Origin of the sequence: Vibrio sp. 10N.222.52.C3, from assembly GCF_041474195.1 — a bacterium.
In the GTDB taxonomy this organism is placed as follows: domain Bacteria; phylum Pseudomonadota; class Gammaproteobacteria; order Enterobacterales; family Vibrionaceae; genus Vibrio; species Vibrio crassostreae_C.
On record NZ_JBFRTQ010000018.1, the window covers coordinates 37,547 to 60,829 of the forward strand.

Annotated in this window: 14 protein-coding genes; 3 read left to right on the plus strand and 11 right to left on the minus strand. The window is 47.0% G+C overall.

What is annotated here, in order from left to right:
• Positions 1-102: 102 nt before the first annotated feature.
• The 11 genes from AB4517_RS02605 to AB4517_RS02655 all read right to left on the minus strand — a co-directional run bounded on the left by AB4517_RS02605 (position 103) and on the right by AB4517_RS02655 (position 16,674).
• On the minus strand, positions 103-2,517 hold the full coding sequence (locus AB4517_RS02605; RefSeq protein ID WP_372147847.1) for a GH36-type glycosyl hydrolase domain-containing protein: 2,415 nt from the start codon (positions 2,515-2,517) through the stop codon (positions 103-105).
• Between the two features lie 108 nt (positions 2,518-2,625).
• On the minus strand, positions 2,626-3,717 hold the full coding sequence (locus tag AB4517_RS02610; protein WP_105058728.1) for an ABC transporter ATP-binding protein: 1,092 nt from the start codon (positions 3,715-3,717) through the stop codon (positions 2,626-2,628).
• Positions 3,717-5,066 carry a GH1 family beta-glucosidase gene (locus tag AB4517_RS02615; RefSeq protein WP_372147849.1) on the minus strand — a complete coding sequence of 450 codons (1,350 nt, stop codon included), beginning with the start codon at positions 5,064-5,066 and terminating at the stop codon, positions 3,717-3,719. The genes AB4517_RS02610 and AB4517_RS02615 overlap by 1 nt, the downstream gene beginning before the upstream one ends.
• Positions 5,067-5,083: 17 nt before the next feature.
• A complete protein-coding gene (locus AB4517_RS02620) occupies positions 5,084-5,932 on the minus strand; it encodes a carbohydrate ABC transporter permease (protein WP_372147858.1) in 849 nt (282 codons plus the stop codon).
• A gap of 46 nt (positions 5,933-5,978) precedes the next feature.
• Positions 5,979-6,965 carry a carbohydrate ABC transporter permease gene (locus AB4517_RS02625; protein WP_372147850.1) on the minus strand — a complete coding sequence of 329 codons (987 nt, stop codon included), beginning with the start codon at positions 6,963-6,965 and terminating at the stop codon, positions 5,979-5,981.
• Between the two features lie 66 nt (positions 6,966-7,031).
• On the minus strand, positions 7,032-8,279 hold the full coding sequence (locus AB4517_RS02630) for an ABC transporter substrate-binding protein (RefSeq protein WP_017077014.1): 1,248 nt from the start codon (positions 8,277-8,279) through the stop codon (positions 7,032-7,034).
• Positions 8,280-8,297: 18 nt separating this feature from the next.
• Entirely contained in the window at positions 8,298-9,305 is a 1,008-nt protein-coding gene (locus AB4517_RS02635) for a LacI family DNA-binding transcriptional regulator (RefSeq protein WP_372147851.1), read from the minus strand.
• 447 nt (positions 9,306-9,752) lie between these two features.
• Complete coding sequence (locus tag AB4517_RS02640) at positions 9,753-11,771, minus strand: methyl-accepting chemotaxis protein (protein ID WP_372147852.1); 2,019 nt, start codon at positions 11,769-11,771, stop codon at positions 9,753-9,755.
• Between the two features lie 199 nt (positions 11,772-11,970).
• Entirely contained in the window at positions 11,971-13,311 is a 1,341-nt protein-coding gene (locus AB4517_RS02645; RefSeq protein ID WP_372147853.1) for a carbohydrate porin, read from the minus strand.
• A gap of 373 nt (positions 13,312-13,684) precedes the next feature.
• Positions 13,685-15,745 (minus strand): prolyl oligopeptidase family protein, encoded by a 2,061-nt coding sequence (locus AB4517_RS02650; protein WP_372147854.1) that lies wholly within the window; start codon positions 15,743-15,745, stop codon positions 13,685-13,687.
• An 11-nt stretch (positions 15,746-15,756) separates the two neighbouring features.
• On the minus strand, positions 15,757-16,674 hold the full coding sequence (locus tag AB4517_RS02655; protein ID WP_017068571.1) for a LysR family transcriptional regulator: 918 nt from the start codon (positions 16,672-16,674) through the stop codon (positions 15,757-15,759).
• A 234-nt stretch (positions 16,675-16,908) separates the two neighbouring features.
• Between AB4517_RS02655 and AB4517_RS02660 the strand changes: the two genes are divergently transcribed.
• The 3 genes from AB4517_RS02660 (at position 16,909) to AB4517_RS02670 (ending at position 23,231) form a co-directional block, all read left to right on the plus strand.
• Positions 16,909-18,603, plus strand: coding sequence for an L-lactate permease (locus AB4517_RS02660; RefSeq protein WP_017061561.1), 1,695 nt, complete (start codon positions 16,909-16,911; stop codon positions 18,601-18,603).
• Positions 18,604-18,804: 201 nt separating this feature from the next.
• A complete protein-coding gene (lldD, locus tag AB4517_RS02665; RefSeq protein WP_372147855.1) occupies positions 18,805-19,944 on the plus strand; it encodes an FMN-dependent L-lactate dehydrogenase LldD in 1,140 nt (379 codons plus the stop codon).
• 431 nt (positions 19,945-20,375) lie between these two features.
• The gene (locus tag AB4517_RS02670; RefSeq protein WP_372147856.1) at positions 20,376-23,231 is read left to right on the plus strand and encodes an FAD-binding and (Fe-S)-binding domain-containing protein; all 2,856 of its coding nucleotides are present in this window, start codon (positions 20,376-20,378) and stop codon (positions 23,229-23,231) included.
• Positions 23,232-23,283: the final 52 nt, after the last annotated feature.

Here is a 23,283-nt window from a genome sequence, read left to right on the forward strand (position 1 = left end):
TGCGAAATCAGCCCCCAGAGAACGCATTGCTAACGAAACAACTGCAACGAAAGAAGCAAACTAAAGAAGCAATAAAGGGCGCATAAAGCGCCCTTCTCTTTGTTAACCTAAAATCACCTCGATGGTGAGCTCACCAGAGGTAAATACTGGCGCTTTATTACCTGAAATCAGGTCACCATTTACCTTCATTTCAACCACACCCTTACACACGTTATTCGGGTTAGTGACATGAATATGATAAGTCGCACCACGGAACTGACGACGGACTTTGAACTCAGGCCACTCAGCCGGAATACATGGGTCCACCAGCAAGCCATCCACTTCAGGGCGAACACCCAGAATCCATTGCGTACCCGCAACGTATGTCCAAGATGAAGTACCTGAAAGCCATGCATTTCGGCCTAAACCAAACTGCTTATGTTCATCACCCAAAATGTTTTGTGGGTAGCAGTATGGTTCAGATTCAAAGGTATCAATGTCGTCGTTCTTAGAAGCAGGATTAATCTGACGGTAGTACTCGTAAGCACGTTCGCCGTTACCCATTTTCGCTTCTGCGATCATCACCCAAGGGTTGGAATGCAGGAATATACCGCCGTTCTCTTTTGCACCCGGTGGGTAAGTTGAAACACCACCTAGCTGCGGATCAAAGCCGTTGTAACCAGGAGTTGAAAGCTTGATGCCATTGGTGGTGTTTAGTTTGTTGTAAACCGAATCTAGCGCTTGCGTTGCACGTTCTTGAGTCGCGAAACCAGAGATTACAGGCCAGCTTTGGCCGTTGGTGTAGATCTGCCCTTGCTCGTTTTTATGAGAGCCAATTGGCAAACCTTGCTCATCAAAGTAACGAACAAACCATTCGCCATCCCAGCCGCACTCATTGACTGTGCTCTGCATCTGTTGGTACTGATCGTTAAACTTAGCTGTCAGTTGCACTTCGCCACGCAGCTCACACAAGTCCAACATATCGAGCAGTGCTTTGCCGTACATGTTAGCCACCATCATCGATTCTGCACCGGTTGGCAGGTTCACCGTGTCATTCCAGTCAGCGAAACCTAACAGCGGTAGGCCGTGCTCACCAGTATTGGTATAAGTAAATTCAATCGCGCGGCACAGGTGGTTCCAAACCGTTCCCGTTTCAACTGGATTGCCCGCTTTGTCTTTTTGATAGAACGGGATCTCTTTATTCAAGAAGTCTGCATTGCCGGTTTCTTTCACATATTGCGTCACCGCGTAGATGATCCACAGGTGATCATCGCCGTAATAATCAGGGCGATCTTCCTCTTCACGTGAGTCACCCGCGTTCGCTTCCATCGTTGATGGGAAGAACTGGTGCATCGCAGAACCGTTGGTGTTTTGCACAGATAACAGACGCTCAATGAACTCACGCGCTTCTTCTGGCATGTGAGTAATTACGCCTAACGTATCTTGCGAAGAATCACGGAAACCAATACCACGAGCGCCATAGCCAAGCTGATACAGAGACAGGTAACGAGACCAGTTTTTGGTTGTGTGGCATTGACGTGGGTTGTGTACGTTAAGCATCGAGTTCATCTCAGGGTCTGGCGTTTCAACCTGAACCGCTTGCAAGTATGTGTCCCAGTGCTCAGCCAGTTCAGCGAATGCCGAATCCACCACTTGGTGGTCTCGATATTTAGCTAACAAAGGCAATGCAGCTTCTAGGCTCTCTTCTTGTACAATTTGTACAACCGTACGCTCTGTCTGCTCTGGAGATAACCAACCCAAACGCAGATTAAGTGCACCAATGTTATCGCCACGTAGACATTCAGTATTGCCAAGCTCGTCGTTTTCTAACGCTTGCGGCGCAGCCCATGTACCGTAGCCAAACTGACCTAGGAATGATTGGCGGTCACCATCAAAGGACGTCGCAGGACGATCAGCAGTCATCAAGTTCACCGCGTAATCACGCTTCATAAAGGCATACTGCTCAAGCACGGTATGACCCGATTCTTGCTGGTGTGCTTTCAGTGTCATGGTTTGTGGAACCCAATCCGCATTCAATAGCTGCTTAAGCGCATCGAAGTGCGTGAATTCATACACCGGTACCACATCAACGTGCAGCGCTTTGTCTGAAATGTTGGTGACTTTGATGTCTTGCAGCAATACTTGGTCTGCTTTTGGTACGAAGAAGGTCGCTTCACAACGCACACCAAACGCTTCTGCAATGATGGTGGTGTAAGACAGGCCTGTATGGTTTTCAAACTTATCTAGCGGCTTCAGAGTCGGAGTGTAGAAGGGTGAGAACACCTCTACATTACCCGCTTCGTCACGCACCTTGAGGTACATGGTCGAACCTTTGAAATCTGAGTTTGGCAGTTGTGCGATGTACTTGGTGATACGGTTCAGTGCCGGGTCGCCCTTACACAACAACACACCGCCATTGCTATCGACAATGCCACCAAAATCTAATGTGCCAACATAGTTACACCATTTAATCGGTGTACATGGCGTGGTTGCTACGTATTCTTTGTTTTTATCGTCAAAATATCCGAATTTCATCATCACTATCCCTAGCCCCTCCCAAATCAGGAGGAGCCAAAACAATTTGTCGTAAGTAGGTTGGTATCAGCTCGTTAGCTGACTTAAATTGACTGGCTAGCTCGTAATTGACTAGCTCGCTAGCGAATTCTCACTCAGTGCATCGAATAGGTGGAAAGCATCCAGATCCAAGTAAAGCGTCAGCTCTTTCACATCCACTTCAGCAGCTTGGGTCTCAACCATCAGCGGTTGACCGCCGATTTCTGTTTTCAGAAGAATGCTCGCACCTAGCAGTTCCTTGTCTTTGATTTTCACAGGGAATGGCAACACACGATCGTGGTCAACTTGCTCAGCACGTAGGTGAATATCTGTTGGACGAACACCAAAGTGAAGCGCGAGATTTTTAGACGCCAGAGACTTAAAACGCTCCGGAAGTGGGATATGAACATCACCAAGTTCAACGAAGTATTCACCTTCTTTTTCAATCAGTTTCGCTTCCAACATATTCATTGACGGGTTACCAATGAATTGCGCGACAAACTTGTTAGCTGGGCGTTGGAACACCTCAGTTGGTGTGCCCACTTGAGCAACATAACCGTCTTTTAGGATCACAATGCGATCCGCCAGTGTCATCGCTTCGATTTGATCGTGAGTTACGTAGATGGTGGTGGTTTTAAGCTCACGGTGTAGGTGTTTGATCTCTTCACGCATCACGCCACGCAGTTTTGCATCTAGGTTAGATAGCGGCTCATCAAACAAGAACACTTTCGGCGTACGTACCATCGCTCGGCCCATGGCTACACGCTGACGCTGACCACCAGAAAGCTCTTTTGGCTTACGGTTTAGTAGTGGATCAAGCTCTAGCATTTTTGCAGCTTTGCGTACTTCTACGTCAATCTCTGCCTTTGGCATGCCCTTCAGTTTTAGAGCGAAAGCGATGTTCTCGTAAACCGTCATGTGTGGGTACAGTGCGTAGCTTTGGAATACCATTGCTAAGTCACGGTCTTTGGCGTCAACCTTGTTCATCACTTTGCCACCAACTACGATGTCGCCAGAGCTGATGCTTTCTAGGCCTGCAAGCATACGAAGTGTAGTCGACTTACCACAGCCAGATGGGCCAAGGAAAACCACAAATTCACCGTCTTCTACCGTAAAATCAAACTCTTTAACCACTTCAACATCACCGAATGATTTCTTGATGTTTTTGAATTCTACTTTAGCCATTATCTGTTCTCCTCAGCGCGCTCTTGAAGCATGTTTCGGTACGCAATTGCGCTCTGTTTCAGTGTTCTTTCTTGGGTGGTGTAATCAACATGGACGATGCCAAAGCGTTGGCAGTAGCCGAATGCCCACTCAAAGTTATCCATCAGGCTCCACGCAAAGTAACCATCGACTTTCACACCTGATTCAACTGCGTTGTGCACCGCTTCGATGTGGCCTTGGAAGTAACGAACACGTTGGTCATCCATCACTTGTCCGTTAACACGCTCGTCGTTACCTGCTGCACCATTCTCTGTGATGTAGATAGGCGGCATGTTTTCGTAGCGAGCATCCAGTCTTACCAATAAATCAGTTAAACCTTGTGGGTTGATTTCCCAGCCGATGTAAGTGTGTTCTGCGTCAGTCTGTTTTACTGATTCAATGTCGCCATTCTCATTGAAGCGAGCGACATTGCGTGTGTAGTAGTTGATACCGATGTAATCAACCGGTGCACTGATGATGTCTAGATCGCCTTCTAAAATCATCGGCATGTTCATCGCTTGACGGTCGACCACTGGCTGTGGGTATTCACCTTTCAGTACAGGGTCGATGAACCAGTGGTAGTTCTCTGCTTCACAGTAGTCTGCAGCGCCTTGATCTTGCGGTGTCAGTGGGTAAGCCGGAGTCGCATTAAATACCACACCATGCTTAGCATGAGGCGCATTCTTACGAAGAATCGGCATCGCCAAACCATGACCTAGCATTAAGTGGTGAGAGGCTAAGAAGCCTTCTTTTTCCCCCTTGATACCCGGAGCATGCTCGCCCCAACGGTAGCCTAGGAATGCAGACACAAACGGTTCGTTCAGCGTTGTGTAAACATCAATCTTGTCGCCAAAGTAGTTACTCACCACTTCTGCGTATTCTGCAAACTTGTAAGACGTTTCACGGTTTAACCAGCCGCCTTTGTCTTCAAGGTATTGCGGTAGATCCCAGTGATAAAGTGTCACGAACACCTTCATTCCACGGGCATGACATTCATCGATGATCTGCTCGTAAAACTCTAGGCCTTGCTGATTCACGACACCGTCTTGCGGCAAGATACGTGGCCATGCAATTGACAGGCGGTAAGCATCAACGCCTAAGCTTTGAATCATCTCGATATCTTGTTGCCACAAGTGGTAGTGGTCGCACGCCACATCACCACTGTCGCCGTTATCTACCTTACCTGGCGTCTTACAAAACGTGTCCCAGATAGACGGTGTACGACCGCCCTCTTCAACGCCGCCTTCAATTTGGTATGAAGATGTCGCGACACCGAATACAAATTCCTTACTGCGTAACTTTGAATCACTTGGAAGTTGAAATTTATTCATTGTTATAACCCTTAAACCTAACCTTTAACTGCGCCGGACGTTAAACCACTGATCATCTGTTTCGATGCGAACAGGTATGTAATCACGAGTGGTAAAATAGAAATGGTGGTACCTAGCATTACCGCGCCCCATGGCGTATTCGGAATACCTTGAACACTTCGTAGTGCCTGTGTGATGACGTAATTGTCTGGGTTGTTCAGCACCACAAGAGGCTGCATAAACATATTCCAGAAGAAGACGAACTGCACGATAGCAAGTGTTGCTAATGCTGGCTTCATCAGTGGCAGTACCACACTCCAGTACGTTCTGAACTGACCTGCACCATCCAACTTCGCTGCTTCTAACAGCTCTTTAGGAATCGATGCAATCACGTGCTGACGCATCAAGAAGATACCAAACGGCGTGGTTGTGAACGGTAGCCATACCGCCATGTGGTTATCCAACAAGCCTAAGAATTTCACGATCATGAAGTAAGGGATCAGGCTAAGCACTGGCGGAATCGCCATTGAGCCAACCAACATGCCAAACAACACGTTCTTACCGCGAAACTTAAACACAGCAAACGCGTAACCACCCATGCTACAAAACAGCAGCGAGATGGTTGTGCCCAAGAAAGCCACGTAAATCGAGTTAAACATCGCTTTCCAAAACGGCATGATTTCTAGCAGTTTTGCGTAGTTCACCATTAGGCTGTCGCCAATCGCAAAGCTGATGCCCGAGCCGAAGATCTCCGAGCGGTCACGTGTTGAAAGCAGTGCTGACCACACAAACGGGAACACCGTAATGATTGCGGAAACAATCAGTAATATGCCGAGCATGACCATCAAGATCTTAGTCATGATGTACATGGTGCGTTCGCTTGGCATTAGGCCACTTAATGGTGAGGTATTTGTCTTAATTGATGTCGACATCTTAATGTTCCCCTAAGCCTTTCTTACCGAAGAGTAAAAATTGAACCAATGTACAAGTCGCGATGAGTGCAAACAATAACCACGAGATAGCAGATGCTGTGCCCATTTCTAGCCATTCCCAACCCACTTTGTAGAGGTACATCGAGATAGTTAAACCAGATTGGCCAGTACCGCCTGTACCACGTGTTAATACGAACGGTTCTTCAAACATTTGCAGGTTACCGATGATGGTCATCGTGATAGCAAAGAAGATGAATGGACGAATCATTGGTAGTGAAATGTTCCAGAAGCGGCGGAAGGCATTGGCACCATCCATACGCGCGGCTTCTAAGATGTCTTTAGGAATCGTCATTAAACCCGTGGTGTAAAGGACGATGTTAAAACCGGTGTATTTCCAGAAAACCATGATTGCGATAGACGGCTTCACCATAGTGGCATCGTCTAACCAACGGATGGGTTGGAAATCGTTAACCCAAGCGAATGCCCAACCAAACAGCGTGCTATCGGCCAGAGCCATCAGAGTTTGGTTAATAATTCCTGAGTTAGGAGAGTACATATTGAAGAAAATCAGTGACGCTGCGACCGTTGATGTAATGAACGGTAAAAAGTACGCCGATGTTAGCCAGTGACGCATACGGTCACCCATTGAAACCAACATGTAAGCCACTGGAATAGCGACTAAGTGCTGAGCCACGCCCGAAGTGATCGCTAGCCAAAGCGTGTTCTTCAATGAACGCCATAGCCATGGGTCCGTTAAAGCAATGTGATAGTTCTCAAAACCAACGAACTCCATCGCATCCATGCCTCTTACCGGGTTCCACTCGTGGAACGACAGGTAAACAGAGAACAACAGCGGGAAGATCCCAAATACAGAAAAAATGATCAGAAACGGCAGAAGAAATCCATACGGTGTAAGCGCTTTCAAATTTTGACGAGAAAAAAGGCTTTTGTCCGCAGGTTCTATCGTTGTGCTCGCTGTATGATTCATAGTAACGACCTCTTAAAAAGGAAGCGCGTTATCCACGCTTCCTCACTTACTTAAAGTAAAAACAAATTAAAGATTACGCGTGCGACGCTTGATTAGACGCTCTGCCTCTTTAAGCGCAGTCTTGATGTCTTTACCTTCATCAAGTACTTCCATCAATGCGTTCTCTAATATAATAGAACGTGCAACGTGGTCGCCTTGAGCTGGAGATACTGGTTTGATGTTTTGCGCCACTTCAGCAAAAAGAAGACGGGCTTTTTGTCCACCTAGGAACTCCATCTCTTCTTGGAAAAGCTCATCGTCATACGTTGTGATGTTCGCTGGGAAAGCAGCAATCGTTTCGAAGTGCTTAAGCTGTACTTCACGATCCGTCGTCATGTATTCAATAAGCGCCCAAGCTTCATCTGGGTTGTCTGATTGAGTTGGAATTGAAAGGAATGAACCACCCCAGCTGCCGTAGATACCATCAGGTAGGTTTTCTACTGCCCACTTGCCTTTAGTTTCAGGCGCAATCCAGTTGTTTAAGTGACCAAGAAGCCAAGCGCCAGAAAGTTGAGTTGCAAATGTTCCGTTGCGGAAGCCTTCGTACCATTCGTTAGACCAAGCCAAAATGCGTCCGTCTAAGCCTTTGTCGCGAATCTCTTTTGCTACTTCAAAAGCGTGAACAAAACGCTCTGATGTCACCACTGGATTGCCATCTTTATCGAAGTACAGACCTTCACCTTCAGGAACGGTCGTGAAGATAATCGCTTGTGCCACGTCGGCTGCCGAAGCGATAAGTTGTACGTTTTGCTCTTTCAGTTTTTCACCAGCAGCGATGTATGAATCCCAATCTTTGATTGCTTCTTCTACATCAATGCCCGCTTTTTCGAATACGTCGGTACGGTAGTACATAACACCTGGACCTAGGTCGACAGGGATACCATACATATCGCCGTCAGCGCCTTTGCCTTGTGCCCATGCGTAAGGTGCGAATCGTTCTTCGTATTTATCTGCACCGTAGTTTTCAGACAGGTTAACTAGGCCGCCAGATCCAACAAATGGACCAATTTTCTCAACGTCGACAACAATCACATCACCGGCACCAGAACCCGTTGCAAGGTTCGTTGTGAGTTTCGTGTGGTGGTCACCGTGGTTGTTCATAAGGTAATCAACTTTGATACCCGTTTCCTTTTCGAAATCAGGCAGTAATACCTTTAGGCTGCTATCGAAATCAGGGAAACCGTCGAAGCGAATTTCTTTGTCTGCTGCATTTACAGCTGTTGTACCTAATCCTAAAGCAACCGCGCATGAAAGCGCTAAGGTCTTAAATTTCATGTTCTATCCTTAATATTTTTATAGGGTAACTGGTAAATCCGATACCGAGTTTCTAGTGACCAACGTCGGCAGCAATTTAAAGTTCACGTCATGTTTTATTTTTTTTAGCTTCTGTAGAGTGAGCTGTACTGCTTCAACGCTCATCTCTTCAATAGGGAAATTAATGGTGGTCAAACTAGGGGTCAGATAGCGCGCGAAGATGGTGTTATCGAAGCCCACCAGTGATACATCTTTAGGAACAGATAGTCCCTCTTGATGCAACACCTCGAAGGCGCCAAATGCCATGTGGTCATTCGAAGCAAATACTGCTGTGAAATGACACTTACGATTAATCAGCTTCTTCATAGCACTGATGCCCGTATCTTCAGTAAAGCCCGCTTCCGAGACTAATGCTTCATCGTATGGCACACCCGCCTCTTCCAATGCCTTTCGATACCCCTGCAAACGCCCCCTAGCATCTGCTTTATCTAAAGGCCCGGTAATACACGCGATATCTGTATGTCCCTTTTGCAAAAGATATTGAGTAGCGAGTAGCCCCCCGACTTCGTTATCAATATCAATGCAACTCATCGCCATTTCTGGGATGAAGCGGTTAATTAAAACCACAGGGGTCCCCTGTTCTTCCAATTCAATTAAATAATCATCACTGAGCAGTTGAGTATGAAGAATCAAAGCATCAACACGACGCCCCAACAGAAACTCCACAGACTCACGTTGCCCTTGCTCAGTATTCGAACCCGCTGTAACCACAGCGTGGTAACCAAAGCGGCGTAGGTTTTCTTCTATGCAATGCAAAATGCCTGAATAGAAAGAACCGCCAAGTTCTGGAACAACAACACCCACACTACCAGTACGACTTGAAGCCAAGGCTTGAGCGATAGAGTTCGGGCGATAACCCAATTCTTTGATCGCTTTTTCAACCTTTAATTTCTTGTCATGACTGACTCTGCTAGTGCCATTAATAACCCTAGACACTGTCGCCTGAGACACACCTGCATGTTCTGATACGTGTTTAATTGTTGCCACTCGAACCTCGATACTTCATTAGCTTGTAACCGCTTACAAAACGATTATTAAAGAAAGGCGTCTTGGTTGAAGTGAGTGTCATCACACTAAACTTGGAGGTAAAAAGGCTGGATTTGGAAATCTTGAAAGCGCTTACAGATTCACTTCACGCCATGAAACTGTTTCATGAGATTCTTGCTCACCTTATCAAAACAGCGAGCGGTTACTTGCTGCCAGGGTGAAAGTAAGAACGCTTAAACTCCATTTATCAAAAAGTACTATTCGGTGATGAACCTGCAACAGGCGGTAATATACAGAGCAATATTGACCTCATTATTTCAGTGGTCATGCAAAATTGTATGGGAACATTTCATAGGTACTTCGAATTCGCTTTGCAGAACCCGAAACTTGAAACAACAACGCCCAGCAAAGGCTGGGCGTGAAACAGTAGAGAGCTTAGAGTCGCCTCTAAATCTTGTTTTCTGATTGCTCGGCGAGCTTAAACTCTTGAGTTAGTGAGAATTGCTGCTGCGACATGGTTTCAAGCTGTTGACCATGAGAAAACAAAACCTGAGATCGTTGTGAGTTATCTTCAGCCAAGATGTGTATCTGGCTGATATTTTGAGTGACTTGAGAGGCAACCACTTGATGCTCTGTCGTCGCGGTCGCAATTTGATGACTTCTTTGCTCTACTTCGTTGAGAAGATCAGACACCGTCGATATCGAGTGATTCACTTCGCCCGTTTGCTCAACACATTGAACCATCCCCACCACACATTGATTGATTTGTTCAACCGCCAGTTTAGAGCTAGTTTGCAACTGCTCGATCTTGTTGTGTATCTCTTGCGTCGAGGCATTGGTTTTCGCTGCTAACACTCGAACCTCATCCGCAACCACAGAGAAACCACGCCCTTGCTCTCCAGCTCGCGCCGCTTCTATTGCCGCATTCAACGCCAGTAGATTAGTTTGCTCAGAGATCCCAGATATCACATCCAAAATGGAGCCAATGCTGGCGCTTTCACTTTCAAGCTGACCAATGGTCGCCGTTGATTCCGCCAGCTTATTTTCTAGGCTGCCCATCAATTCGACGCTTTTATCCATGGTCTTTTGCCCATCACTGGAACTGGATACCGCGTCGGTCACTAGCGTTAGAGTTTGGTTGGCCGCCTGAGTGATTTCCGTCACTGAGCACTCAATTTGTTCCATCGCTGTCGCTACCATCACCGTTTGATTGGTTTGTTCTTGCATCGCTTCACTCAGAGAACGACTGGTGCTTTGGTTCTCTAGGGACGCCTCTTTTAAGCACGTCGACGAATAACGCATGTTCTCAATCATTTGAGTCAGATGACTGATCACTAAGTTGACCTTGTCGCTCACTGAGCCGAACTCATTATTGGCTTGATACTGCACCATCGCGCTCAAGTCTTTTTTGGCGACTTGGTCTAGTGCACTTTGCAGTAATTTACTTGGCTTGCGAATCCCTTTAGCGATGTTCAGCCCGATTAGCAGCGCAATAATAACCGACCCAATAGCAATGATGGCCTGCATCAACAGTGCTTGATGAGAGAAGTCCATCGACTCGTGATATAAACGTTTAGCCGTGTCTTCCGCGTACATAGAAAGCTCATCAAAATGGCTTAACTGCACATCAATGAGCTGTTCGACCTCCACTCTTTGCAGAGCAAGGCTCTCATGTAGCTTCACGGTTTCCATATGCGTTGACACAGATCCTTGCGCTGAAAATACATGTGAAGCGAGCAGTGATAAAGACTGTTTACTGCGGCGTAGCAAAGATGAGTCCAGATTATCCAAGTCTGATACAGCTTGTTCGAATCGCTCTTTACGGCTTTGTAGGCGACGCTCAACACCACGAACCTCCGATGAAGTTTGCAGAGAGAAAGCTTCATTCGCTTCTGCTGCAATCAAACTCAACTGAACCAACAAGGCTTCTACCGCTTTTTGCGTGTTGCCCGAACTCGTACTCGCCAATTGATTAACCAAGGTGTTATTGAGTTGTCCTACCACAGATTGAAATTGTTCCTGATCCATCGAACCGAGATCTTTACTATCCAAATAAGAGACGTATAAGTTTAAGGACTGTTCTATCTTATTGATGGTGGCAACGCCCGCTTCTTCAATATTTTGGAGCATGGGTTCAAGTGGTGAGCCCGATTCAGCCTTGCCATCAAACCAATTTAACTGCTGCTGATATCGCTCGATATTACTCAAAACGGTTTGTTTCAGCGGTTCGAGCTCATCAATGTAGTTGGCGGATAAATAGGGAGTAGTGCTGCGATTAATATCCAAAAAACGGATGGTGAGCGTGGAGGATTGGAGCATTAAAGGAGTGGCTTGTTGAGTGATGGTTTCGATGTGTGAGGTTATGTTCTTGTTGCTGCTAATACTCAACCATGCGCTACCAAGCATGATCACGATCAGCGTGAAGAAACCTAAATAAACTCGAGACACGATGGAAGAAAGTCTCATCGTTATTCCTTGATCTAGTGGCGAAAAAAAGGGCACAAAAATGTGCCCAAGAATGGAGTTAATTGAAACGTGCCCTAATCAATCTGCCTTTAGGGCTAAAATGGACAGTATTACGTGCTCTTAACAAGCATAGATATTTGAAAGCATGGCTCCTTGAAAATATGCCGAATTCAAAGAGCAGCGCTTTCTATACCTGTGATTACCACCAAGCTTCAAACATTGCGCCGAACGACAATGTATCAACACTGGTTGTCTTCACTGTGTTGCCTTTCGTTTCTACATCACCCACGGTTGTGTAGAAGCGAAGCATTGGACGACTCCAAGGTAAGCCACCTAAAGATACGTTTTGAGACAAAGTGACTTTCCACGCGTTCTCTTCACCGTCATCATCGTAATCAACCATGCCGTAGCCAGCTTCTAACCATGTAGAGTGAACATCATCCCATTGGTACTGTGGACGAACGATACCCGCGTATTCAGTATTCTCACGATCTAAGTCTGAGCCAGAGTTGTCTTTGTAAGACACTAAGTAATCAATGATGAACTGTTCAGATGCAGCGTAGCTACCCTCAACACTTGCATAAAAAGTCTGGTAATCACCTTTAAGGTCATATACCGATGAATCGGCACCGTCACCGTACTTAACAACCAACTTGTTAGACTCACCCAAGCCTAATGTTGCACCTACTAGGTAGGCCGTTTCATCACTGACTTTTTGTCCTTGAGTCACGACAGGCTGCATTGAATCTGTCACTGGATCGTATACGTACTCAGTCGTCGTAGACGTATCCGCTTCGCTCGATGCAAAACCGTAGTTCGCGTAAAAATCCAGATTACCAATACCTGCGTCAATACTGTGTAGCTTCGCTGTCACGGCGTATCGGCCATTGTCATTTACGAGGCCGCCTTTCACTTGGCCAACAAAGCCCATATCTAGCTTAGCGCCGCCGAAATCTAGGTTGTTAAAGCCAGCGCCTTGACCATCGTGTGTCATCCAGAAGTAATCGTTCAAACCTTGTTGCGGACGTTGATGGAAGTCGCGACCAGCCCACATATAAAGTTCTGGTTGGCTTTCAAATACGTTAGTTACACCTGCGTACATTTTTTTCATACTCAGGCCGCCGTCGTCAGCCCAAGCGTCTGCTTCCCAGTGGTCAGCCATGAATACGATGTCCCAAATCGCACCATTGTCAGCTTGGAAAAGCTTAGCTAGCTGAACCTCACCACCATTAGCTTCGTTACCCAAACGACCGACAGAACGACCTGTTGTACCGATGTCTACGTAACGCTCATCACCGCTCTTGTAGTGAGCGCCGTAACGAGCATAACCAGAGAAGACGATACCGTCTGGCACAGTTGTTTCTGAAGTTAGAACCGCTTGTTGCTGATCATCAACATACTTGATGTCCCCAACTTGAGATTCCAACTCTTGGATTCGTTGCTCGAGAGCAGCAAGATCCGTTTCTGCAGCAAAAGAAGAGAGTGAAGCAAGCGAAGCCGCCACTGCGACCGTTATTGGCAAAAGCTTAAATTTTTGCATTGTAATTCCCTATTATTTTTTTGAGTTTTCATCGAACAGGGAAATATTAAGCAATGAAAGCGTTGAAAAGTTGGTCGCTGTTCACACTGATAAATTAGGTCGAGAGCCATGAAACTTTTAGAAAAGTCATACCCAAAACTATTAATTTAATATCAGAAACTTAGGAAAGGAAACGCGTAAAATATCAGCTTGAAATCGCTTTCATTTCATCAGTAATGGTGGCGGCTATCACGTAAAAGGGTGCCGAAAAGCAAAGAGAACGAGGTGTGAATTTGATTGGTTTTCATATATATGAAAAACCTCAAAATCTAAGGCAGATTTTGAGGCTTTTTGGTCTGAGTTAAATACCCAATTATCTAAAATCAAGTATTCGCTAAAATGAATCTAGGGACTCTATTCCCATATTGAACAGGGTAAATGCGTAGATATCAGCAGTGAGATCGATAGCTTTACTCAGCGGCATACCTGCCCCATGCCCTGCATTGACGTCAATACGGATCATCACGGGCGCGCCGCCTTCATGCTTATCTTGCAGCTCTGCAATGAACTTATAAGAGTGTGCGGGCACCACGCGGTCATCATGATCCGCGGTCGTGACCAAAGTTGCTGGGTAGTCGACACCGCGCACAACGTTATGAACCGGAGAGTAACCAAGCAGGTATTCGAACATCTCTTTGTTTTGCGCGGAGGTACCATAGTCGTACGCCCAACCTTCGCCAGACGTAAAGGTATGGTAACGCAACATATCTAGCACCCCAACAGCAGGCAGAGCCACTTGGAAAAGCTCCGGCCTCTGTGTCATACACGTACCCACCAGCAATCCACCGTTAGAGCCGCCACGAATCGCCAACTTGTCACTACTAGTATAGTTCTCGGCGATTAAGAACTCTGCTGCAGCGATAAAGTCATCAAACACATTCTGCTTTTGCTGCTGAGTACCCGCTTTATGCCACGCCTTACCGTACTCACCGCCGCCTCTCAGGTTGGGAACTGCGTACACGCCACCTAATTCCAACCAACTGCCCACCGTCCCCGAGAAAGAAGGCGTTAGGCTGACATTAAAGCCGCCATAGGCGTACAACATGGTTGGGTTATTACCGTCCAGTTTTAGTCCCTTCTTATAAGAGATAAGCATCGGAACCTGAGTGCCATCTTTTGAGGTATAAAAGACCTGTTTAGACTCAAACTTATCCGATTCAAACGGTGACTCAGAGCGCTGATAAACTTCTGAACTGCCCGACTCAATATCAAAAGAGAAAATGGTTGGCGGCGTAACATAGTTGGTAAAGGTGTAATAAAGCTGAGTTTGCTCTTTCTTACCACCTAAGCCACTGGCCGTTCCCAACCCAGGTAAATGGATTTCACGAACTAGGTTGCCTTGGTAATCCAGCTGCTCAATTTTCGACACCACATCCACCATGTAGTGGGCAAACAAGTATCCGCCGCCAGTACTGATGTCTAATGGCTGTGGCTTTTCTGAGATGATATCTCGCCACTGCTCAGTGCCGCTATCAAAGCTCACAACCTTGCCGTTCGGCGCATTAAGATTGGTGTACAGAATGAAGTTCTCACCTTGGTTATCGATGAGATACGTATCGCTATCCACATGATCAATCAGTGTGTTCAAAGACTGCTCTGATGATTTTAAATCGATATAGAACAGTCGATTACCTGATGTCGACTCCTTGCCGAGGATGATCAAGTATCGATCGTCTTCGGTGGTGTAACCGGATACATAGCGGTGCTGCTCGGCGTTATTCTCACCAAAAACCACTTTGTCGTTGGCTTGCTCTGTACCCAACTCATGGAAGTAAAGTTTGTGCTGTTCGGTACGTGCAGAAAGCTGGCTGCCGTCAGGCTTGTCGTAGCTAGAGTAATAAAAGCCACGATTACCCAACCAAGAAATGCCGGTAAATTTGGCGTCAGTGATTTCGGCTTCAAGCTGCTGTTTAGTCTCGGTATCAATCACAAAGATCTTACGCCAGTCGCTACCACCCTCTGAAATACTGTACGCCACTAGGCTGTAATCTTTAGAAAACGACACCGAACCTAGTGATGTGGTGCCATCTTCCGAGAAAGTGTTCGGATCTAGGAAAATTTCTTCTTGTTGCCCTTCTTTGTGACGATAGAGAATACTGTGATTCTGCAGGCCATCGTTCTTATAGAAATAGGTGTACTCACCTCGAACAAACGGCTGCGAGCTCTTTTTGTAGTCTTGCGCTTTCGCTAATCGCTCTCGCAGGTCATCGCGATACGGAATTTGAGCAAGGTAATCGAACGTGACTTCATTTTGGCTCGCCACCCACTGCGCGGTTTCGTCGCTTCTGTCGTCTTCTAACCAGCGATAAGGGTCTTCAACTATGTGATCAAAATAGTCATCGCTGACGATCTGTTTGTTGGTGATTGGATATTGATACTCTTTTAAATAGCTCATCGTGATCCTTATTAAAAATAGTGAGAAATCGTCAAGTAGCGCGTTCTGATATGTTCAATCAATAACTTAATCTTGTTTGGTGGCTGGCGAGTAAAAGGGTACACCGCATAAATTCCCAACTTTTTGCCTACCAAATCAGGGAAGATATCCACCAGCTGACCATTGCGAATGTCGTGATAAACCAGACAACGTGGTACGTACGCCACACCATGCCCACCCAGCGCCGCTTTTCTTAACGCGGTCGCATTGTCAGTCGAAAAAGAGCCCGCAACACGCACGATATATTTGTCATTGTCGGTACAGCCATCTTTACTATGCAGAAACTGCCATTCGCTAGCACCCGTTGTTTGATAGGCGTATTGCAAGCAATTGTGCTGCACTAAATCTTTAGGCAGCATCGGCTTACCGTTCTTAGCAATATAAGACGGCGAAGCGCACACCACCCATTGTGAATCCAATATATGACGAGCAATGAGGCTTGAATCTTCCAAGTAGCCGGTTCGAATCACCAAATCGAGACCATCCTCAACCAAGTCGACAAAGCGATTATTCAGAGACATATCGACCGTTAAACCTGGGTGCATATTACAAAACTCGGCCACAGCGTCTGCGAGAATCAAATCTCCGGAGATAGTAGGCACTGACATTTTGATATGACCACTGACATTTTCACCAAAGCCTGAAACTGCGTCCATAGCCTCTTGAGCTGCCTGCTTCACATTTTTGGCCCCGTGTAACATTGCCTTGCCCGCCTCAGTCAAGGTCAATTTACGCGTGGTTCGATATAATAATTGCACGCCAATCTCTTCCTCTAAACGCGCAATTCTTTTACTAACTACCGAATTTGTAAGGTTATTTTGCTCTGCCACCTTACTGAAGCTGCCTAGTTCTACCACCTGTGAAAACAGGATCAAATCGTCTGCTCGCATCTGATTATGCCAATTTTGGAATTAATTATTTTCATTATTTCCCTATATCAATAAAAAATAAAGGGGTAAATTCACGCCAAATTAACAAAACAATTACAAAAACAGTCATTCCAATTACAAGATTCGCCTAAAGAAGGTTCCCGTTTAGAGGCCAAAGCGATTCAAATAATGACAAACCATAACGTGATCTTTACTTCAAACATGAACGTTTGAAAACAGTACGAGGAAGTACCCATGAGTGAAACTCTACTAGCCCTATTGGCATTTTCACCAATAGTTGTTGCAGCGATTCTGCTGGTTGGCCTTAACTGGCCTGCAAAAAAAGCGATGCCTGTGGCATTTGCCTTAACCGTTGCTATCGCCCTACTTGCTTGGGACATGTCTGGCACTCGCGTGCTGGCTTCTGTATTCCAAGGCTTCGGCATTACAGTGTCGGTTCTCTGGATTGTGTTCGGCGCCATCTTCTTATTAAACACTTTGAAACACACCGGAGCTATCACCACCATCCGCAACGGATTCACTGATATATCCGCTGACCGTCGTGTTCAAGCAATCATCATTGCTTGGTGTTTCGGTTCATTCATTGAGGGCGCATCTGGCTTCGGCACACCAGCTGCCATCGCTGCACCACTGCTGGTTGCTATCGGCTTCCCTGCGCTGGCTGCGGTACTGATGGGCATGATGATCCAATCTACGCCAGTATCATTCGGCGCGGTTGGTACACCTATCATCGTTGGTGTGAACAAAGGATTGGACACGCACAACATCGGTGAAAGCCTGATTGCTCATGGCTCAACATGGGATGCTTATCTACAACAAATCACGTCAAGCGTTGCGCTAATTCATGCTTCTGTTGGTGTGATGATGCCTGTATTGATGGCAATGATGCTGACTCGCTTCTTCGGTAAGAACAAAAGCTGGACTGAAGGTTTAGATATCCTGCCGTTCGCACTGTTCGCAGGTGCTGCTTTCACTATTCCTTACGCACTAACAGGTGTTTTCCTAGGCGCTGAATTCCCATCACTGATTGGTGGTTTGGTTGGCCTTGCGATTGTGGTTACTGCAGCAAAACGTGGCTTCCTCGTACCAAAATCAAAATGGGATTTTGAGAGCGAAGACAAGTGGCCTGCAGAATGGCTAGGTTCTCTGAAAATCGACCTTGACGACAACAATCAAGGCCATAAGAAGATGAGCATGGCGATGGCATGGGCACCATACGTGCTGCTAGCGGTGACCTTGGTTGCGAGCCGCGTGAGCCCTGAATTCAAAGGCCTACTGAAGAGCGTTAGCCTATCGTTCAGCAACATCCTTGGTGAAACCGGTGTGAGCACTGCGATTCAGCCTCTGTATCTACCGGGCGGTATCTTGGTCTTCGTCGCGCTGGTTGCTGTTCTCATGCAATCTCGCAGCGCAACGCCACTGGCTAAAGCCTTCGGTGAATCGAGCAAGACTCTGATTGGCGCAGGCTTTGTGTTGGTGTTCACCATCCCAATGGTTCGTATCTTCATTAACTCTGGTGTGAACGGCGCAGATTTAGCAAGTATGCCCGTAACCACGGCAAACTTCGCAGCTGACCTCGTTGGTAGCGCATTCCCAGCATTGAGTGCAACGGTTGGTGCGTTAGGTGCCTTCATTGCAGGTTCGAACACAGTTTCAAACATGATGTTCAGCCAGTTCCAATTCGAAGTAGCGCAGACTCTGACTATCTCTAGTGCGGTGGTTGTTGCTCTACAAGCCGTTGGTGCAGCAGCAGGTAACATGATTGCGATTCACAACGTGGTAGCGGCATCAGCAACTGTTGGCTTGCTAGGACGCGAAGGTGCAACCCTACGTAAGACAATCATTCCAACGTTCTACTACTTGGTGATGACAGGCATCATCGGCCTAGTGGTTATCTACGGATTCAAAATGACCGACGCACTTATGTAAACCATAAGTCGTTCAAAAGCACTTGGCGTTAATACTCAATTCCCCGACAGCGACACCGTCTAATAAGACAGTTGATGAGTTCCGGGATGGATACTAGAGCACATCAACACCCATGGGTATTAACGCCATTTTCCCGAATTAAAGCAGCCCAAACCAAGCTCTCAAAGAAGAGCAACATCCCAAGAATTTAGGACTGAAATTATGATCATATCCGCATCGACTGATTACCGCGCCGCAGCAAAAGCGAAATTACCACCGTTTCTTTTCCACTACATTGATGGTGGCTCTTACGGAGAACATACCCTACGTCGCAACACGGCTGACCTAGCTGAGATTGCGCTAAAACAACGCGTACTCAACGACATGTCGGACCTAAATTTGAAAACCGAACTATTTGGCGAGAAGCTAGCGATGCCAATCGCACTGGCGCCTGTTGGTTTAACGGGTATGTACGCAAGACGCGGTGAAGTACAAGCAGCAAAAGCCGCCGACAACAAAGGCATCCCTTTTACCATGTCGACCGTGTCGGTATGTCCGATTGAAGAAGTTGCACCTAAGATTGAACGCCCAATGTGGTTCCAACTTTACGTGTTAAAAGACCGTGGCTTCATGAAGAACGTTCTTGAACGCGCTAAAGCCGCTGGCGTCACAACACTGGTCTTCACCGTGGATATGCCCGTACCCGGCGCTCGCTACCGTGACATGCACTCAGGAATGAGTGGTCCAAATGCAGCAGTACGCCGCGTATTCCAATCTATGCGTCATCCTAGCTGGGCAGTTGATGTCGGCTTACTGGGTAAACCACACGACCTAGGCAACATATCTACTTATCGTGGTTCTCCTACCAAGCTGGAAGACTACATCGGTTGGTTAGGTGATAACTTCGACCCGTCGATTTCATGGAAAGATCTAGAGTGGATTCGTGATTTCTGGGACGGTCCAATGGTCATCAAGGGCATTCTTGATGAAGAAGATGCAAAGGATGCGGTGAGATTTGGCGCAGACGGCATTGTGGTTTCAAACCACGGCGGCCGCCAGCTTGACGGCGTTCTATCAAGTGCCAAAGCGCTGCCTTCGATTGCTGATGCAGTTAAAGGCGACACCAAAATTCTGGTCGACTCTGGCATTCGTACTGGCTTGGATGTGGTTCGCATGATGGCATTGGGCGCAGACTGCACCTTGCTTGGCCGTTCTTTCGTTTACGCATTAGCAGCGCAAGGACAAGCCGGCGTTGAGAATCTACTCGACCTTTACGACAAAGAGATGCGCGTTGCGATGACATTAACAGGCGCGAGGACAATCAAAGACTTAACTCGTGAATCTTTGGTGGGGTTAGATTAAATCTCCACGATTCAGACTCATGCTTTGGTCTACTTAGGCTGAAGTTCAATCGGTGTCACAGCAATTCCACTACCGTTGTGACACCGTTTAAGCACTGGAAAATAAAATAAAAAGCTAGGGCGTGTTGATCTTTCGAGCTGATTTTTGCAGCGAGTTGCTGGGTATTTATACAAGGCAGAGGCGTCGATGTGTAGCTAGCCTACATGAGAAGCCGATAACGTAGTAGAAATGATCAGCAAACGCTGCCCGAAGGGTTCGAGCTGGGCGCCCCCGCAAAAAGCGTTTTACTCTTTGTTGAGGGGGATTTGCTTAGAGTGACTAGGCTACTTCCCCTTCGCCGCGATTAAAACGCTTTTATCTCGAACAAAATTTAACCGCGAAAGTTCAACACGCCCTGAACAGTGCCAAATAAGAAGCACAAGGAAGCAAAGATGGAGACAAACACATCCCATGAGCGAGTAATAGACGCACAAGCTTATCAGCAGCTTGAAGCGATACTGGCTCAAAAAATAGAAACAGAACGCATTGTCACGCAAGAAGCAAAGCGATTGGCTTACGGCACCGATGCGAGTTTCTATCGCTTGGTGCCGAAAATGGTTCTAAGGCTCAAGAACTTAGACGAAGTCATATTCACCATTCAAAGCTGTCGCGAACTCGGTATTCATTTTACCTTTCGCGCCGCGGGCACCAGCCTTTCAGGGCAAGCGGTTTCAGACTCGGTACTCATCACACTGACCGACGACTGGCGTGGCCATGAAATTGTCGACAACGGCAATCAAATCATTCTTCAGCCCGGTGTAATTGGCGCAGATGCCAACAAATACCTCGCCCCTTTCCAACGTAAAATCGGCCCAGACCCAGCCTCTATCAACACCTGTAAAATTGGCGGTATTGCCGCGAACAACGCCAGCGGTATGTGTTGTGGTACTGCGCAAAACTCCTATCGCACCGTCGAGAGCATGAAAATCGTATTGAGTGATGGTTCCCTGCTTGATACGGCAGATAACGCCAGCGTTGAAGCTTTCAAGCAATCACACAAAACGTTGTTTGAAGGCATTATTGATTTACACAGACAGACTAGCTCAAATCAAGAACTGGCAGACAGAATCCGCCACAAGTACCGTCTTAAAAACACCACCGGCTACGCGCTCAATGCATTGGTCGATTACCACGACCCAATTGAGATCATAAAACACCTGATGATTGGCTCAGAAGGCACACTAGGTTTCATTGCTGAGATTACCTATAACACGGTTATCGAACATCCAAACAAAGCCTCGACTCTGTTGGTGTTTGCTGACATAGAACAAGCCAGTAAAGCTGTGACTACGCTATCTAAAACTCCGGTTGCTGCTGTTGAGTTAATGGATGGCAGGGCGCTACGTTCTGTCGCGGATAAACCGGGTATGCCTGCGTTTATGCCAAACCTAGATTTAGAAGCGGCGGCTATTTTGGTGGAATCACACGCCAGCTCCCAGCAGGACTTAGATTTACAATGTAAATCAATTTTGGATGCATTGGCTGATTACACGATTGTTGAATCGGTCCCTTTTACGTCCGACCCAAAGACTGTTGCAACCCTGTGGGGCATTCGAAAAGGCATGTTCCCTGCCGTTGGTGCGGTTCGTGAAGTCGGCACAACCGTTATCATCGAAGACGTGGCTTTCCCTGTCGAAAACCTCGCTAACAGCATTAGAGAGCTGCAAGAACTGTTCGACAAATACGACTACAGCGAAGCGATCATTTTTGGTCACGCCCTCGAAGGCAACCTGCACTTTGTATTTACTCAAGGCTTCGACAGCCAAACAGAAATCGATCGCTACGGCGGTTTCATGGATGACGTTGCCGAACTGGTTGCAGTGAAATACCAAGGTTCTCTGAAAGCAGAGCATGGTACTGGCCGCAACATGGCGCCTTATGTGGAATTGGAATGGGGCAAAGATGGCTACGCCTTAATGCAACAGATCAAAGCACTGTTTGACCCAGAAAGACTGCTCAACCCTGGCGTTATTATTAACGACAATCCAAATTCACACATCACAAATTTGAAGCCAATGCCTGCTGCTGATGACCTTGTCGACCGCTGTATCGAATGTGGCTTCTGTGAACCAGTTTGTCCGTCTCGCACACTGACCTTGTCACCTCGCCAACGTATCGTGCTGTACCGTGAGTTACAACGCCGCCGTGCTGCAGGTGAGGAAATAGAAGCAAGCGAACTAGAGAAAACCTTCGAATACCAAGGCATTGATACCTGCGCCGCAACTGGCTTGTGTGCCGAGCGTTGCCCGGTTGGCATTAATACTGGCGACTTGGTGAAGAAGCTTCGTGTTGCCAAGTATGAGAAGTTCACACCAATCGCTAAGTGGACAGCGGATCATTTCTCGACCACCACTAAGCTGACCAAGGCTGGCCTCAAAACCAACCAAGTGGCGAGTAAGGTTCTGGGCGCCAACACGGTCGGCAAGCTTACCAATGGCCTACGCTCAGTGACCAAAGGCGCGACACCGATTTGGATGCCAGAGATGCCGCAATCCAACAATCACTCCCTCACGGCTTCACCAATGACAGCCGAAACATCGAACAACGCGAAGAAAGTGGTTTACCTCCCTTCGTGTGCCAGTCGAACCATGGGGCAACAAAGTGATGCGGGCGACCAACGTCCTCTTACTGAAGTGACCATGTCTTTGCTCAACAAGGCGGGATTTGAGGTGATTCTTCCGAAGAAGCTAGATGACCAATGCTGTGGTATGCCTTACGACAGCAAAGGAATGACCGACTTAGCACAGTCGAAGGCTCAGCAGTTGGAAGAAGTGCTATGGCAAGCCAGTCGTCAGGGTGAATACCCAATATTGATGGATACCAGCCCATGTGCTAAACGCAGTATTGAACAGTTCACCAAGCCATTAGAGGTGTTAGAGCCAACAGGGTTTGTGAATCAATATTTGCTTGAACATCTGACGCTTGAGCCGCTACAAGAAACCGTGATGCTGCATGTCACGTGTAGCTCTCGTCGAATGGGCTTAGAAGGCGCGATGTTAAACCTTGCTAAAGCGTGTACCGAAGAGGTGATTGTTCCAGAGCATATTCAATGTTGTGGTTGGGCAGGTGACAAAGGCTTCACTACACCAGAGCTGAATGAGGCGGCGGTACACCCACTCAAGGAACAAGTGCCGAGCAACTGCACTCGTGGCTTTAGTAACAGCCGAACCTGTGAGATCGGTTTATCACACCACAGTGGCATTCCGTATCAATCAATCTTGTACTTGGTGGACGAAGTGGCGCAGTAGATCCACTCATACTGCGAGCAACGTGCTCTAGCTTAAATCGAGTAGGAGGAGG

Coding starts and splice junctions, on each gene's coding strand:
- AB4517_RS02605 (WP_372147847.1), bottom strand. CDS start 2,517: ATGATGAAATTCGGATATTTTGACGATAAAAACAAAGAATACGTAGCA.
- AB4517_RS02610 (WP_105058728.1), bottom strand. CDS start 3,717: ATGGCTAAAGTAGAATTCAAAAACATCAAGAAATCATTCGGTGATGTT.
- AB4517_RS02615 (WP_372147849.1), bottom strand. CDS start 5,066: ATGAATAAATTTCAACTTCCAAGTGATTCAAAGTTACGCAGTAAGGAA.
- AB4517_RS02620 (WP_372147858.1), bottom strand. CDS start 5,932: ATGCCAAGCGAACGCACCATGTACATCATGACTAAGATCTTGATGGTC.
- AB4517_RS02625 (WP_372147850.1), bottom strand. CDS start 6,965: ATGAATCATACAGCGAGCACAACGATAGAACCTGCGGACAAAAGCCTT.
- AB4517_RS02630 (WP_017077014.1), bottom strand. CDS start 8,279: ATGAAATTTAAGACCTTAGCGCTTTCATGCGCGGTTGCTTTAGGATTA.
- AB4517_RS02640 (WP_372147852.1), bottom strand. CDS start 11,771: ATGAGACTTTCTTCCATCGTGTCTCGAGTTTATTTAGGTTTCTTCACG.
- AB4517_RS02645 (WP_372147853.1), bottom strand. CDS start 13,311: ATGCAAAAATTTAAGCTTTTGCCAATAACGGTCGCAGTGGCGGCTTCG.
- AB4517_RS02650 (WP_372147854.1), bottom strand. CDS start 15,745: ATGAGCTATTTAAAAGAGTATCAATATCCAATCACCAACAAACAGATC.
- AB4517_RS02655 (WP_017068571.1), bottom strand. CDS start 16,674: ATGCGAGCAGACGATTTGATCCTGTTTTCACAGGTGGTAGAACTAGGC.
- AB4517_RS02660 (WP_017061561.1), top strand. CDS start 16,909: ATGAGTGAAACTCTACTAGCCCTATTGGCATTTTCACCAATAGTTGTT.
- lldD (WP_372147855.1), top strand. CDS start 18,805: ATGATCATATCCGCATCGACTGATTACCGCGCCGCAGCAAAAGCGAAA.
- AB4517_RS02670 (WP_372147856.1), top strand. CDS start 20,376: ATGGAGACAAACACATCCCATGAGCGAGTAATAGACGCACAAGCTTAT.